A 15,115-nucleotide genomic window follows, 5' to 3' on the forward strand; every position below is an offset into this window, starting at 1 on the left:
AAAGGAGAAAGAATGGCTTTTAAAAATGCAATTATTGGCGATAATTAGAGAAGAAATATTCTTTTGTAGATATTTGTATTGAGCATACTAATGATTGGTATTTAAGACAACATCATAAATTTCCTTATGAAGAACGCATTGTAATAGATGAAGAATTAGACTGCTGGTTTATGAATTGTATGTATTTTGATGATTCAGAACTTGACCATGCAGAGCTTAATAAATCTTTGTGGATTTTATATTATAAAGGCGAGCATATAAGGATAATTTTAGATTATGATATTAGTCAAGAGATTGATAATGTAGTTTATGACAAAGTCTATAAAATACTTTCTATAAGAGATAATAAAACATTAAATGAAAAAGAAATAATAGCTTTACTGAAAGAAATATTAGCTGTTTATAAATGGGACGGAAGCTTAGATGAAAAAGAAGAATGCACAATTTATGTAAGAGAAGAAGTATTTAAAGATGAAGTGTAAAAGAATTTGATTGTTGGTTTAAAGATTTTATTTTTTAGTTTTTTGATTAATAAATTATGCTTTAAAAAGTTAAAGGCATAATTTATTTAATCTTTTATTAATCTTCTATCAATTTATATCCTAATGACGCATTATATATTATAAAACTATGGCAAGTATCAACTTGAAATTTATCAGAATCAGATTTAGGTTCTAAATCTACATTGTCATACCATTTTTTACACCAATCAGGCAAGCACGCATCTTGTATAACATAGCCTACTTCTACAACTTTATTATTTCTAGGGTCTGTTTTGAATGCACATTTTTTACCATAATTCATATTTCCTTGAGTTACTATAGTTTTATCAGGATATGTTCTTATGATTTTAGCTGTGTTAGTATTAGAATTGTTGTTATGGTTTATAACATTATTTACATTTAAAAGTTCTGGCATAACGCAACCTGTAGATATAAAACATAACGCACTAGCCATAATTATATTAATTTTTTTACTCATTTTCTCTCCTTTATATTAGTTTTTTATTTTAATAATATAATACTTATAATTGACTTAATACAGAATATCAAAATTAATACTTCATCTTTTTAAATTCTCTTAGTTTTATTTATTTTTTGTAAATTTGTAACAATTTTGTAATTTTTTACGATTTTTATGCTTATTTTTCACATTAAATTCACATAAAAATCCTAGCATTTTCTTAAATCAATTTAAGGAGAAGTTATGAAAACTAAAATTAGTATGATTTTATTATTATCATCTTTTGCATTTGCGATAGACCCAAGTGTGAATAAAACCAAATCAGAAACAGGCATTAAACAAGCTAAAATGAATTGGGTAGTGCCAAGTGCTATGAATGATGATGGGTATTTAGATGAAGAAAAATTACCTAAAGGCTCAAAATATATTGAAGCAGTGATTTTAGGCAATAAAATCCTAAATGAAACCACATATTACATAGGTCCAAAGGCAAAAGATGAGAGTAAAAGATATGCAGGAAATAATTTATCTTGCAGCAGCTGTCACGCAAATGGCGGGACTATTCCTTATGAATCAGGTTTTGTAGGAATTTATGCTAGATTTCCACAATACTTAGCTAGAGGCGATGTAGTCGCTACTCTTGAAAATCGTATAAATGGCTGTATGGAACGCTCTATGAATGGTAAGCCATTGCCTATTAATTCAGTAGAGATGAAAGCAATTGTAACTTATATGCACTATTTAAGCCAAGGTGTGCCAGTGGGTGCTAATGTTGAAGGGCAAGGACTTACTCAAGTAAAATTATTAAATAGAGCAGCTGATCCTAAAAAAGGTAAAGTTATTTATGAAGAAAAATGCTCAGCTTGTCATGGTGAAGATGGGGCAGGAATGCTAAATGACGAGCAAAAAGGTGGATATTATGTATATCCTGCTTTATGGGGAGATGATAGCTATAACACAGGTGCTGGAATGTATAGACTAATAAAAGCAGCTTCGTATATTAAAGGTAATATGCCAAAAGGTGATGCTACTTTAAGTGATGAAGAAGCTTTTGATGTGGCAGCTTATATTAATTCAAAACCAAGACCAATTAAGGCTAATCGTGAAGCAGATTTTCCTGATAGAAGGACAAAACCACTTGATATGGATGTAGCTCCTTATGATGATGATTTTAGCATAGAGCAACATAGATTTGGACCTTATATAAAAATGCAAGAAGTTAGCAAATCTAAAGCAAAATAAGTAAAGAAGGAATTTCAATTTTGAAATTCCTAAAATCTTAATTAAATTTAACATTATTTATATTTTTAAATTTTAAAATTATGTTTCATTTAAAGTTTCAAAAGGAGTATGTAATGTTAAAAACTATAAAAGCAAAACTTGGTTTTGTTATTATTTTAGGATTGTTTGTTTTATTTTTGATGCTTTATTTATTTTACAATAATAATCAAAAGACAATTCAAGCTAATTCAAATGAGGTAGCAAGAATTATGCAAGTTGATATAGAAGAAAAATTAAAAATATCAACTGATGCAATGATTAATGCGCTTTCAATTCATTTAAAAGATTTACAGAGTGAAAAAGAGAAAATTGATTATATAGCACAAGCTATAGAAAATTTTAGATTTGACAATGGTAATGGGTATTTTTTCGTTTATAAAGATACCACAGCAGTAGCTCACCCAGTTAGCAAAAAGCTAATAGGACAAGATTTAAAGGGAATGCAAGCTCCTGATGGGACTTTTTTTATTCAAGAATTAAGCAAAAAGGCTAATTCTGGTGGTGGTTTTGTAACCTTTCCTTTCCCTAAACCAGGCACTGATATTACAGCACCAAAATTATCTTATGTAGCATTAATACCTAATACAAATTCTTTATGGATTGGAACAGGTGTTTATTTAGATGAGATTGATAAGAATACTCACGAGTTAGAAAATTTAATCAATAGTAGTTTTGTTACGACATCTATTATTGCTTTATTTGTATTTATAGTGGTTTTTATCCCTTATATTGTATATGTGATGATGCTAATAGTAAAATCTTTAAGCAAATTAAATAATGGTATTAACGAATTCTTCTCTTTCCTAAACCACGAAAAAGAAGACGCTCACGAAATCATCTTACATTCTAAAGACGAATTTGGCTCTATGGCAAAAGCAATCAATGATAATATAGAAAAAACTAAATTATCTTTATTAAAAGATGAAGAAGCAGTAGAACAAAGCGTTCAAACAGCAGCAGCAATTGAAAGTGGAGATTTAAAAGCAAGAATTACTTTAAATCCTGCAAACCCACAATTAATTGAATTAAAAAATGTCTTAAATAAAATGCTTGATACTTTAGAAGAAAAAGTTGGAGCTAATACAAACTCAATTGAAAAGATATTTGATGAATATAGCCAAAACGACTTTAGAAATGAAATAAAAAATGCTAAAGGTAGAGTAGAACTTGCAACTAATATGTTAGGTAAGCAAATAAGAGATATGTTAAAAACAAATCTTGAAACTGCAAGAAACCTGCAAGATAAATCTAAAATACTAAAAACAAGTGTTAGTGATATAAACGAAGGTGCAAGAAAGCAAGCAAGTAGCTTACAAGAAAGTGCAGCAGCAGTAGAAGAGATGAGTGCATCTATGCATGCAGTAAATCAAAAATCAAACGAAGTTATTAAAAACGGAGAAGATATTAAAAATGTTATTACTATGATTAAAGATATAGCAGAACAAATTAATCTACTTGCACTTAATGCTGCAATAGAAGCAGCACGTGCAGGTGAGCACGGACGTGGGTTTGCTGTAGTTGCTGATGAAGTAAGAAAGCTAGCTGAAAGCACTCAAAAATCACTAACAGAAATAGAAGCAAGTGTTAATGTATTAACTCAAGGAATAAATGATATGAGCGAAAGCATTAAAGAACAAACTCAAGCAATATCTCAAATAAATGAAGCAATAAGTAGTATAGATGAGCTAACACGTGCTAATGTAGTAGTAGCTGATAATACTAATAAAATATCAGATGAAGTAGATTTAATGGCTAGCATTGCTGTTGAAGCTGTTATGAAGAATAAGTTTTAATACTAATTATTCTTAAGAACTTTTATTTATTAAGTTCTTAAGAACTTATCTAAAGCTAGAAAGTAAAACTTTTTAGCTTTATTGTTTTTATGAGTTTTTGTATTTTTATTAGTGATTGTTTTTTAAAGCTTATTATTTTTACCTTAAACCTAAAAGTTTTTTATATTTTTAATTTTCTTTTATCTTTTTTACCTATTTACTCTCATTAGAATTTGTAATATTTATGAATTGAAAAAGTTTTAAGGCAACTCATTGTATTTTTAGGTGTATTTTTAATAATTTTAAAAATAAAGAATTTAAACTAAGAATTTGGTTTTAACTCCAAAAAGAACCAACGCTAATTAAGTTGGTAAAAATTGGTAAGATTTTGAGTGTTTAACATTAAAAATTATGGAATTTGAATTAAGAATTTGATTTGTGGTTTTAGTTTTAAAATTAAAATTCCTGTTTTAAATTCTTTTTTTCAGTGTGTTTTTTCCACTCTTGAGACTATTATTTATAACTAGCAAATGAATTGCTAGTTATAAATAATAATGAGAGTGAATAGGTAAAAAAGATAAAAGAAAATTAAAAATATAAAAAGTTTTTTGAATGGTAGGTAAAGATTATAAAAAACATAAAAGCTTTAGAATAATAATCACTAAGAAAATTATAAAAATTAAAAAATATTAAAAACTTTTAGGTTTAAGGTAAAAATACAAAAACTCATAAAAACAATAAAGCTAAAAAGTTTTACTTTCTAGCTTTAGATAAGTTCTTAAGAACTTAATAAATAAAAGTTCTTAAGAATAATTAGTATTAAAACTTATTCTTCATAACAGCTTCAACAGCAATGCTAGCCATTAAATCTACTTCATCTGATATTTTATTAGTATTATCAGCTACTACTACATTAGCACGTGTTAGCTCATCTATACTACTTATTGCTTCATTTATTTGAGATATTGCTTGAGTTTGTTCTTTAATGCTTTCACTCATATCATTTATACCTTGAGTTAATACATTAACACTTGCTTCTATTTCTGTTAGTGATTTTTGAGTGCTTTCAGCTAGCTTTCTTACTTCATCAGCAACTACAGCAAATCCACGTCCGTGCTCACCTGCACGTGCTGCTTCAATTGCAGCATTAAGTGCAAGTAGATTAATTTGTTCTGCAATGTCTCTAATCATAGTAATAACATTTTTAATATCTTCTCCGTTTTTAATAACTTCGTTTGATTTTTGATTTACTGCATGCATAGATGCACTCATCTCTTCTACTGCTGCTGCACTTTCTTGTAAGCTACTTGCTTGCTTTCTTGCACCTTCGTTTATATCACTAACACTTGTTTTTAGTATTTTAGATTTATCTTGTAGGTTTCTTGCAGTTTCAAGATTTGTTTTTAACATATCTCTTATTTGCTTACCTAACATATTAGTTGCAAGTTCTACTCTACCTTTAGCATTTTTTATTTCATTTCTAAAGTCGTTTTGGCTATATTCATCAAATATCTTTTCAATTGAGTTTGTATTAGCTCCAACTTTTTCTTCTAAAGTATCAAGCATTTTATTTAAGACATTTTTTAATTCAATTAATTGTGGGTTTGCAGGATTTAAAGTAATTCTTGCTTTTAAATCTCCGCTTTCAATTGCTGCTGCTGTTTGAACGCTTTGTTCTACTGCTTCTTCATCTTTTAATAAAGATAATTTAGTTTTTTCTATATTATCATTGATTGCTTTTGCCATAGAGCCAAATTCGTCTTTAGAATGTAAGATGATTTCGTGAGCGTCTTCTTTTTCGTGGTTTAGGAAAGAGAAGAATTCGTTAAGTCCTTGGGTGATTTTTGATAAAGGTTTTAAATAAAAATTAATAATTAAACTTAAAAATCCTATTACTATTATTAAAAATATTAAAAAGCTTATTAAAGTAGCATTTCTAGCATCATTTACACTATTATTTATTACATCTTCTAAAATAATGGTGCAAATACTAAATCCACTTATATCATTAATAATACAATAAGCTAAGTAATTTTTATTATCCTTTGTAAAAACAATATGATTTAAATTCTTATTAGTTTTTAGCGTAGATAATTTTTGATTTAGGCTATCAAGCCATTCAGGTTTGCCTAATTCGTTTGCGTTTTCACTAGCTATTATCTCATTATTTTTATCAAGAATTAAAGTGCTAATATCATTATGAGATTTAATTTTTGTAATGGTATCGCTAAAATCATTTATTAGTATATTTCCACCAATTACAGCTACGATTTTATCATTTTTAAACACAGGTGCAAAAATAGTTGTGGCTGATTTTTTGCTTGAGACATCTTGATAAATTGATGAATTACTAGCCTTTTTTAAAGCTACTGCTTCTTTATACCAAGCTCTAGTTCTACCATCAAAATTAGGGATTAATCTAAAAGTTAAATCAGGTTCAGCCTTATAAACATTTCCATTTGCTAAGCCTATAAATAATCCTTGAAAATCTAAAACCCTATTATCACTACTAATGATTTGCTTGATAAATTCTGGGCTTAAATCATCAGCATCTTCAAAAGTTTTTGCAATTTTTTCAATTTGCTCAATACGGGTTTTGATATATTCATCAACATAAGCATTTCTTAATTGCAATTCTCCTGCTATTGAAGAATCGTAATTATTTATGATTATATCTTCTGTCTTATTGCTTTGCATATAAGATAAAACTAAAAGTAAAACTACAAATAAACTTGCAGTTGTTAATGAAATTTTGAAAGAAAGTTTCATTTGGTAATCCTTTTTTTAATTGAAATCGAATACCAATTTTACCCCCCCCCAACCTTAAATAAAAATAAAATTATAAAATAAATTATTAGATGATAAAAATTATTTACATTAATTTAAATTCTTATTTTAAATATCTTAAAAAATACAAAAAAGTTTTTAAGCTTAAAAATTAATAAATTTAATAAATCATTAAGCTAAAAAAGAGATAATCAAACTTATTTTTTTTAAAGGACGAAAAGATGAAAATTATAGATTTAATCAAGCACAACAAATATCTTACTATCCGTCATCATCTTCGTCATCTACATAATACTCATTAATTTATAATCGTTTTTTAGTTGTGTTTTTACACTTTTTATTATTTTGTTTAAAGGAAAAAAATTGAAGAATTTAGAAAATATTTTTAAAGTAATTTTTCCACTTGCAATAGTGATTATTACTACTTATTATTGTTATCCATTTAAAGAACTTAGCGAAGCAGAGCATTTAGCTTATCTTAAAAGTTATGGCACTACTTTAGGACTTACTTCACTTGGTTTGATTATTGGTCTTACTGGTGGATTTTTATTAGCGTTTTTATTGGTGCTTAGGAATAGATTTTTAACAATGTTAATCAATGAATATTTAGATTTAATTAGGGGTATGCCATTAATGCTACTTTTAATGATATTTGCATTTGTGGTTTTTGCTCAAGTTGAAAATGTATTTTTTGTAGCCGTTATTGCTTTAGGACTTAATTCTAGTGCTTATGTTGCAGAGATTATTAGAAGTGGGATTGAAAGCGTTGATAAAGGTCAAATGGAAGCAGCAAGGTCTATGGGTTTATCGCATTTTCAAGCTATGAAAATGATAGTTTTTCCACAAGCTGTTAAAAATATCATTCCTGCTTTAGCAAATGAGTTTATATCGTTGTTTAAAGAAACTTCAGTAGTTGCGTTTATAAGCGTTGTTGATTTGACTTTTCAAAGCAAGATTTTTCAATCACTTTTATACGACCCTAAGCCTTATATTTTCGCAGGTGTTGTGTATTATGCTAGTGTTAAAGTATTTACTTGTTTTGTAAGATTATTAGAAATGAGGCTAAAAAGAAATGATTAAGATATCTAATTTATGCAAAAATTACGGGAATTTAGAAGTATTAAAAGATATTAGTGTAGAGATTAATAAAGGCGATATTATTGCTATTATTGGACCTAGTGGCGGTGGAAAAAGCACATTTTTAAGATGTTTAAATAAACTTGAAGTTGCAAGTAGTGGAGAGATTTTAATCAATAATGAAAATATCTTAGATGAAAAAATTGATATTAATAAGCACAGACAAAAAGTATCAATGGTATTTCAACATTTTAATCTATTTGCAAATAAAAATGTATTGGATAATTTGATTTTAGCCCCTGTTAGTTTAAATATTTTAAGCAAAGATGAAGCTATTAAAAAAGCTAGAAATCTTTTAGCTAAAGTTGGTTTAGCTGATAAAGAAGAGTTCTTTCCACACAAATTAAGCGGCGGTCAAAAACAAAGAATAGCAATAGCAAGAAGCCTTATGATGGAGCCTGAAGTTATATTATTTGATGAGCCAACTAGTGCGCTTGACCCTGAAATGGTAGGAGAAGTTTTAGGACTTATTAAAGAAATAGCAAGTGGAGATAATGCTCCTATTATGATATTAGTAACTCACGAAATGGGTTTTGCAAAAAATGTAGCTAATAGAGTATTTTTTATGGAAAGTGGCAAAATAGCAGTAGATGATACACCACAAGTTGTATTTAACTCTAGCACAAATGCTAGATTAAATGAGTTTTTAAACAAAGTTTTAAACCATTAGGATTAGATATGAAAAAGATTTTTTTAGCTTTATTTATAACTTTATTTGCTTATGCAAATGAAGTTGTTAAGGTTGGTATTTCGGCAAATTACGCTCCATTTGATATGATGGTTGATGGTAAATTGAGTGGTTTTGATGTTGATTTGGTAAATGAGATTTCAAAGGTTGCTAATCTTAAGATTGAATTTGTTAATATGAGTTTTGATGGGCTTATTCCATCTTTAGTAGCTGGTAAAATCAATATGATAGCTTCAGGAATGAGTATTAGCGAAAGAAGAATGAAGAATTGTGATTTTTCTAATCCTTATTTTTTTGGAAAAACTATGTATCTTAAAAGAAAGGGCGATATTTTCACTACAAAAGAAGATTTAAAAGGTGTTAAAACAGGAGTGAAACTTGGCACAATTCAAGAAAATACTGCAAGAAAGCTAGGTGCTAATGTGATTTTACACGAAGATTCAGCAGTGGTTGTTATGAGCCTTGTGAATAAGCAAATAGATGCGGTTGTTTTTGATTCTTTTGTGGCTAAGAAATTTATGGCAAAAAATCCTGAAATTGAGAGTTTTTATGAAGAAAATGACGGGGCTTTAGGTTTTGCATTTGCATTTGCAAAGGATAAAAATAAAGACTTAATTGATATAATCAATAAAGCCCTTGAAGAAGTAAAAGCAAGTGGTAAGTATGATGAGCTTATCAAAAAATACGGGCTATAAGGAGTAGTTATGAAAAAGTTTTTATTAGTAGTGTTTGCACTGATTTTTAGTGCTTGTTTATATGCAAATGACAAGGTTTATAAAGTTGGGATTTCTCCTGATTATCCTCCATTTGATATGTTAGTTGATGATAAGATTAGTGGTTTTGATGCTGAATTATTTGATAATTTAGCAAAAATTGCTGGTATAAAATATGAATTTAAAGCTATGAGTTTTGATGGACTTATTGCAGCACTTAAAGCAGGTAAGATTGATGCTATTATGAGTGCTATGAGTTCAAGCGAACAAAGAAAAAAAGCTTGTGATTTTAGCAATGTTTATTATAAAGCTAAGACAATTTATCTAAAGCATAAAGATAGTAGTATCGCAACTAAAGATGATATAAAAGGTAAAAAAGTAGGAGTGCAATTAGGCACGGTTCAAGAAGCAGCAGTAAAACAAGTAGGTGCGTTAGTGCAACCTAATGAAAATCCTGTTGTTTTAGTAATGGCTTTAAATGATAAAAAATTAGATGCTTTAGCATTTGATGCACTTGTAGCAAGAGAATATTTAGCAAAATATCCTAATTTAGCTGAATTTTATAATGAAGATGATGGCACAGAAGGATTTTCTATAGCGTTTAGCAAAAATGAAAATGTAGAGCTAAGAGAGAAATTAAATAAAGCTTTAGAAGAATTTATAAAAACTAGCGAATATGAAGCTTTACTTAAAAAATACAATATAAATTAATATGAGAAGTGATTTTTTTAAGCCTAGATTTAAAACTAGGCAAATTAGTGTAGGCGGGGTTAAAATCGGTGGTGATGCTCCAATTAGCGTTCAATCAATGCTATTTACAAAAACTCAAGATATTAATGGATGTTTAGAACAATTAATTGAGTTAAAATTAGCAGGTGCTGATATAGTAAGAGTTGCGTGTTTGGATATAAAAGATGCAAGGGCTTTAGCAGAACTTAAAAAGCAAAGCCCACTGCCGCTAATTGTAGATATTCATTTTAATCACAAATTAGCTTTATATTGTGCTGAATTTATAGATGGGATTAGAATAAATCCAGGAAATATCGGTGGCAAAGAAAATATAAAAGAAGTAGTAAATGCTTGTAAGCAAAGAAATATTCCTATAAGAATTGGTGTAAATCACGGAAGTATTGAAAAGCAATTTGAAAACAAATACGGCAGAAGTGTAAAAGCCTTGCTTGAGAGTGCTGTTTATAATATTAAATTACTTGAAGATTTTGATTTTAGGGATATTAAAATAAGCATTAAAACTTCAGACGCACAAAGCACAATAGAAAGTTATACGAGATTAAGAGAATTGTGTGATTATCCGTTTCATTTAGGAGTAACTGAAGCAGGAACTAAGTTTCATAGCACAATAAAAAGCTCAATTGCTATAGGTCAGTTATTATTAAATGGCATAGGCGATACTATTCGTGTTTCTATGACAGGAGAGCTTAGCGAAGAAATAAGAGTCGCTAAAGCGATTTTGCAAGATAGCGGAGTGCAAAAAAGCGGTATAAATATAATCTCTTGTCCAACCTGTGGAAGAATTCAAAGCGATTTGTTAAGTGCTGTTAAAGTGGTTGAAGAAAAGACAAAACACATTAAAGCACCATTAAATATAAGCGTAATGGGTTGTGTTGTAAATGCTTTAGGAGAAGCTAAAGGAGCTGATGTAGCGATTGCATTTGGCAAAAATGAAGGCTTAGTAATAAGACACGGCGAAGTGGTTGCAAAATGCAAATATGATACTTTAGTAGATAAATTTTTAGATGAAGTATTAGACGAAGCAAAACTTCACGAAGAATAGAATTTGAAATTCCTATTTCAAATTCTTATTTTAATTTCTTTAATTTTTACGAGAGATTAAAATAAGAATTAAGGAAGAATTATGAGTAAGTATTTTGATATTGAATTAGAGCAAAGTATTTTATTAGCTTGTATAGAAAATAATGAAAATATAGATATAGCCGCAAGTATTATTAAGCCAAGTGATTTTTCATATAGATTACACGCTGATATATTTGAGTTTGTATTAAACAAAAGAAGACTTAGAGAGAGTGTGGATTTAAAATTAGTAAAAATCTCTTTTGCAAGTGCAAAGGATAGTTTTTGGACTGCACTTGAGCAGCAAAATTCTTTCATAGAAGTTGATGAATATTCAAAAATGTTAAGGAATTTAAGTGTAAAAGACCAGCTTAATTCTTTAATGAATACAAGCACACAAGAGCTAAGCAGTGTGCAAGATAGTATTGATTATACGCATAATTTAAATGCTAAGATTTATTCTTTAGTATCAGGCGTTAGTGATAATACTTTAAAAAGCTCAAGAACTGCTGTTAATGAGTTTTATGAAGAATTAAATAGAGTTAGCAAGATAATTGATAAAGATGTAATCGGGGTTGATACAGGTTTTTCTTTGTTAAATCATTATACAAAGGGCTTTAAAGCAGGGGAGTTAATAATTCTTGCAGCTCGTCCTGGTATGGGTAAAACTACATTTGCTTTAAATATTTTATTAAATGCACTTAAAAAAGATGTTGGAGTGGTGTTTTATAGTCTTGAAACAGAAGCTTATAAGATAATGGCTAAATTAATAGCACAAGATACAGGAATAGGTTTGCAAAATATCTTAACAGGAGATAGATTAACAGAAGATGAGATAAATAATATGCAAATGAGTGCGAATATGCTTAGTGAAAAGACTTTATATATTTATGATAAGGGTAATTTAAATATAGAATTTCTTCGCTCATCTTTAAGAAGATTAAAAGAAGAGCATAACAATATAGGTTTATGTGTATTAGACTATATTCAGCTTATGAACTCACTAAATACAAGGGCTGATAGACATATTCAAGTAAGTGAGATTAGTAGGGGGTTAAAATTACTTGCATTAGAATTAAAAATCCCTATTTTAGCACTTTCTCAAGTTAATCGTTCGGTAGATTCTAGGATGAATAAAAAACTTATGCTCTCAGACATTCGTGAGAGTGGTAGTATAGAACAAGATGCTGATTTGATATTATTTATTAATAAAGCTGATGATGATCCGACTATTTTAGCAGAACGCCACGCTATACTTGATATTGCTAAGAATAGAAGTGGGGAATTAAAAGAAATTCATTTTGATTTTAAAGCTTCTAAAGCGAAATTTTTACAACTTGAGTTTAGAAAAGACAACGAACCAAGCGAGACTGAAGAATTTTAATTTAGGAAATAAATTCCTAAATTATTCAAGTATTTTTAGGTTTTCACAAGCTATATTGTTTCCTAAATCACAAGATTTTTTATAATACAATTTAGCCATATTTTTATCTTTTTTATGATACATAACGCCTAAATTATTGCATGCGTATGCGTCTTTATTATCGCAAGATTGATTCCACAAACTAGCTACTTTATCATAATCTTTTAATTCATAATATACATTACCTAAATTATAACAAGCATTATAATCTTTAGCAGAGCAAGCAATTGATAGATATTTAATAGCTAAATTATTATTTTTTTCATTAGCATATAAATTGCCTAAGCCATAACAAGCTGGGATTAAATTATCATCACAAGCTTTTTTTAGATATATTTTTGCATTATCAAATTCTTGATTTTTCTTAAATAATATTCCTAAATTATAGCAAGCGTCTTTATAGCTATTTTCACAAGCTCTTGCTAAATATTCTTTTGATTTATTAAAATCTTGAGTATTAATCCCTGCATAAAAGCAAGCTTCATAATTTCCATTATCGCAAGATTTTTCATAATATTTACTTGCTTTATCTTTTTCGTTATTTTTACTATAAATTACCCCTAAATTGTAGCAAGCATTATAAATATCGCCATCACAAGCTAGGGTAAAATGTCTTATAGCAAGACCTAAATTATCTTGATTATATTCAACTACACCTTGATTATAACAAGCAGCAGGAATTTTGCTATTTTCACAATCACTTAAATAATCAGCCATTGATACTAAACTCATACTAATTAAAAATAATATCTTTTTCATGTTCTAAACTCTTGTAATTTTTTATTTAGCTCTTCAGTCATTTCACTAAGGTGATTTGCTGCACCAGCTATTTCTTCAACGCTTCTTGCGTTTTCGTTCGTTATTGTATTCATATTGTTTAAATTATTTAGAATTTCTTCCATATCTTTACTTGTATTTATATAATCATTCACGGTTTTTTCACTTGAGCTAATAGCTTCTGCTACGCTATTTTTCATAATACTCATATTATCTTTAGTAGAATTTGCAATATTACTTAAATCTTGCATTTGGTTTGAGTTAATACTCATTTGCTCACTTGCGTCTTTTATGCCTTGAACTATAATGCTTATAGTAGCATTTACCTCGCTAAGACTTCTTTGTGTTCTTTCAGCTAGGCTTCTTACTTCATCAGCTACTACGGCAAATCCACGACCTTGCTCTCCTGCACGTGCAGCTTCAATAGCAGCATTTAATGCAAGAAGATTTGTTTGGTCTGCAATTTCGTTAATGATTTCTAATACTGATTTTACATTATCAGCATCTGTGCTAAGCTTTTCTATCTTCATAGCAAGTTCGCTTTCAATACTTGCACTATGTATGATTTTATTACTTAATATATTAATTTCTTTATTTGAAGTTTCTATCATACTTAATGCTTCATCTAATTTTATAGTAGCGTCCTTAGCCTTTTGAACTCCTATTTCCAAGCTTTCTTTGGTATTTTGTCCTTTTTTAGCTATTTGATTTACTATTTCACTGCCTTCTTCAGCGCGTTTTCCTGTTTGAAGACTAGTATTGCCTAATTCACTTGCTATTGAAGCATTTTCGTTAGAAATATTTTTAGCTTGTTTGATTAAAATTCTTATTTTTTCTAAAAATTCATTAATAGCACTTGAAGCGTGAGCTATTTCATCATTTCCTTTCACTTCTAATTTATTAGTTAAATCCCCATCTCCACTGCTTAAATCTCTTGCTTTAATCTCTAATATTTTTAAAGGTTTTGATATAAATAAAGTTGCAAAAATATATGCAATAAGCATTAAAACTATGAAAATAATTGCACTAATAATTATAAATTTTATTAATTCTTTAAATTGTTCTTCGCCTAATTCTTTTGCGTTTTTATCTAAAAATGTATAAACACTATCTAAATCAACTGCAGTGCTAAATATCAAGCCACTAGCTTTATCTTGCAATGAATATGCTAAGAATTTCTTAGTAGTTTTATCTTTATATTTAAACTCATATTCGCTAAATCCACCACCATTTTTTCCAGCATTGATTATATCTTGTATGAAAGCTTTATTATTGGTATCAACTGAATTAATTTTATTAGTTCCAATCCAATCTTTTAGTGTGTGATACACAACTAAACCATCTTCTTGAAATACTAAAAATCCTTTAGTATTGTTATCGTATCTTACTTCATCTAATTTGTTTTTTAATATGTCATTAAATTCTTTTAATTTGTTTTGATTTTCTAAATCTTTATATGTTGTTTTTGTATATTGAACCATACTTTCTACTAAAGTTTTTACTTGTTCTTTTCTAAGATATATGCTTTCGTTTTCAATTTCAGTTAGCATTTTGTTTTCTAACTTATCAAACATTAAACTAGAATTAAAGCTAAGTGATACTACTAATAGCAATAATGAACAAAATACCAATATACTAATCTTAAGTGAAATTTTCATTCTAAATCCTTTTAATTTTTTGTAAATAATAAATATATTAGATAAATTTTTATTAATTAAATTTTATTTTTTTTACATTTTTCATTCTTTTTAATTTGTATTAATTA

At 28.3% G+C, this 15,115-nt stretch carries 13 protein-coding genes; 9 read left to right on the forward strand and 4 right to left on the reverse strand.

Annotated elements, in window-relative coordinates; genetic code table 11:
- Positions 1–170 precede the first annotated feature (170 nt).
- Positions 171–482, forward strand: a complete 312-nt coding sequence (locus AVBRAN_RS02815; RefSeq protein WP_239803503.1) for a hypothetical protein — start codon at positions 171–173, stop codon at positions 480–482.
- A gap of 97 nt (positions 483–579) precedes the next feature.
- Here AVBRAN_RS02815 and AVBRAN_RS02820 read toward each other — a convergent pair whose 3' ends face one another.
- Positions 580–981 carry a hypothetical protein gene (locus AVBRAN_RS02820; RefSeq protein ID WP_214150614.1) on the reverse strand — a complete coding sequence of 134 codons (402 nt, stop codon included), beginning with the start codon at positions 979–981 and terminating at the stop codon, positions 580–582.
- A gap of 225 nt (positions 982–1,206) precedes the next feature.
- Here AVBRAN_RS02820 and AVBRAN_RS02825 point away from each other — a divergent pair, with 225 nt between their 5' ends.
- Complete coding sequence (locus AVBRAN_RS02825; protein WP_214150613.1) at positions 1,207–2,205, forward strand: c-type cytochrome; 999 nt, start codon at positions 1,207–1,209, stop codon at positions 2,203–2,205.
- Positions 2,206–2,318: 113 nt separating this feature from the next.
- Positions 2,319–4,037, forward strand: a complete 1,719-nt coding sequence (locus AVBRAN_RS02830; protein WP_239803504.1) for a methyl-accepting chemotaxis protein — start codon at positions 2,319–2,321, stop codon at positions 4,035–4,037.
- Positions 4,038–4,835: 798 nt separating this feature from the next.
- On the opposite strand, the gene AVBRAN_RS02835 is transcribed toward AVBRAN_RS02830, so the two are convergent.
- On the reverse strand, positions 4,836–6,785 hold the full coding sequence (locus AVBRAN_RS02835; protein ID WP_239803505.1) for a methyl-accepting chemotaxis protein: 1,950 nt from the start codon (positions 6,783–6,785) through the stop codon (positions 4,836–4,838).
- Between the two features lie 429 nt (positions 6,786–7,214).
- Between AVBRAN_RS02835 and AVBRAN_RS02840 the strand changes: the two genes are divergently transcribed.
- From AVBRAN_RS02840 to AVBRAN_RS02865, 6 genes are all read left to right on the forward strand, one after another.
- Positions 7,215–7,883 (forward strand): amino acid ABC transporter permease, encoded by a 669-nt coding sequence (locus AVBRAN_RS02840; RefSeq protein WP_239803719.1) that lies wholly within the window; start codon positions 7,215–7,217, stop codon positions 7,881–7,883.
- Complete coding sequence (locus AVBRAN_RS02845) at positions 7,876–8,610, forward strand: amino acid ABC transporter ATP-binding protein (protein WP_214117900.1); 735 nt, start codon at positions 7,876–7,878, stop codon at positions 8,608–8,610. Before AVBRAN_RS02840 ends, AVBRAN_RS02845 begins: the two co-directional genes overlap by 8 nt.
- Positions 8,611–8,618: 8 nt before the next feature.
- Positions 8,619–9,323: a transporter substrate-binding domain-containing protein gene (locus AVBRAN_RS02850; RefSeq protein ID WP_214119994.1), complete on the forward strand. Its 705-nt coding sequence runs from the start codon at positions 8,619–8,621 to the stop codon at positions 9,321–9,323.
- A gap of 9 nt (positions 9,324–9,332) precedes the next feature.
- Positions 9,333–10,052, forward strand: a complete 720-nt coding sequence (locus AVBRAN_RS02855) for a transporter substrate-binding domain-containing protein (RefSeq protein WP_214117898.1) — start codon at positions 9,333–9,335, stop codon at positions 10,050–10,052.
- 1 nt (position 10,053) lies between these two features.
- Positions 10,054–11,133 (forward strand): flavodoxin-dependent (E)-4-hydroxy-3-methylbut-2-enyl-diphosphate synthase, encoded by a 1,080-nt coding sequence (ispG, locus tag AVBRAN_RS02860; protein ID WP_239803506.1) that lies wholly within the window; start codon positions 10,054–10,056, stop codon positions 11,131–11,133.
- 81 nt (positions 11,134–11,214) lie between these two features.
- Positions 11,215–12,534: a DnaB-like helicase C-terminal domain-containing protein gene (locus AVBRAN_RS02865; protein WP_239803507.1), complete on the forward strand. Its 1,320-nt coding sequence runs from the start codon at positions 11,215–11,217 to the stop codon at positions 12,532–12,534.
- A gap of 21 nt (positions 12,535–12,555) precedes the next feature.
- Here AVBRAN_RS02865 and AVBRAN_RS02870 read toward each other — a convergent pair whose 3' ends face one another.
- Together AVBRAN_RS02870 and AVBRAN_RS02875 are read right to left on the reverse strand one after the other, a co-directional pair.
- Positions 12,556–13,332: a tetratricopeptide repeat protein gene (locus tag AVBRAN_RS02870; RefSeq protein ID WP_214117895.1), complete on the reverse strand. Its 777-nt coding sequence runs from the start codon at positions 13,330–13,332 to the stop codon at positions 12,556–12,558.
- Positions 13,329–15,008 (reverse strand): methyl-accepting chemotaxis protein, encoded by a 1,680-nt coding sequence (locus AVBRAN_RS02875; protein WP_239803508.1) that lies wholly within the window; start codon positions 15,006–15,008, stop codon positions 13,329–13,331. Before AVBRAN_RS02875 ends, AVBRAN_RS02870 begins: the two co-directional genes overlap by 4 nt.
- Positions 15,009–15,115 lie beyond the last annotated feature (107 nt).

It is taken from the genome of Campylobacter sp. RM12651 (genome assembly GCF_022369475.1).
Classification (GTDB): Bacteria; Campylobacterota; Campylobacteria; order Campylobacterales; family Campylobacteraceae; genus Campylobacter_E.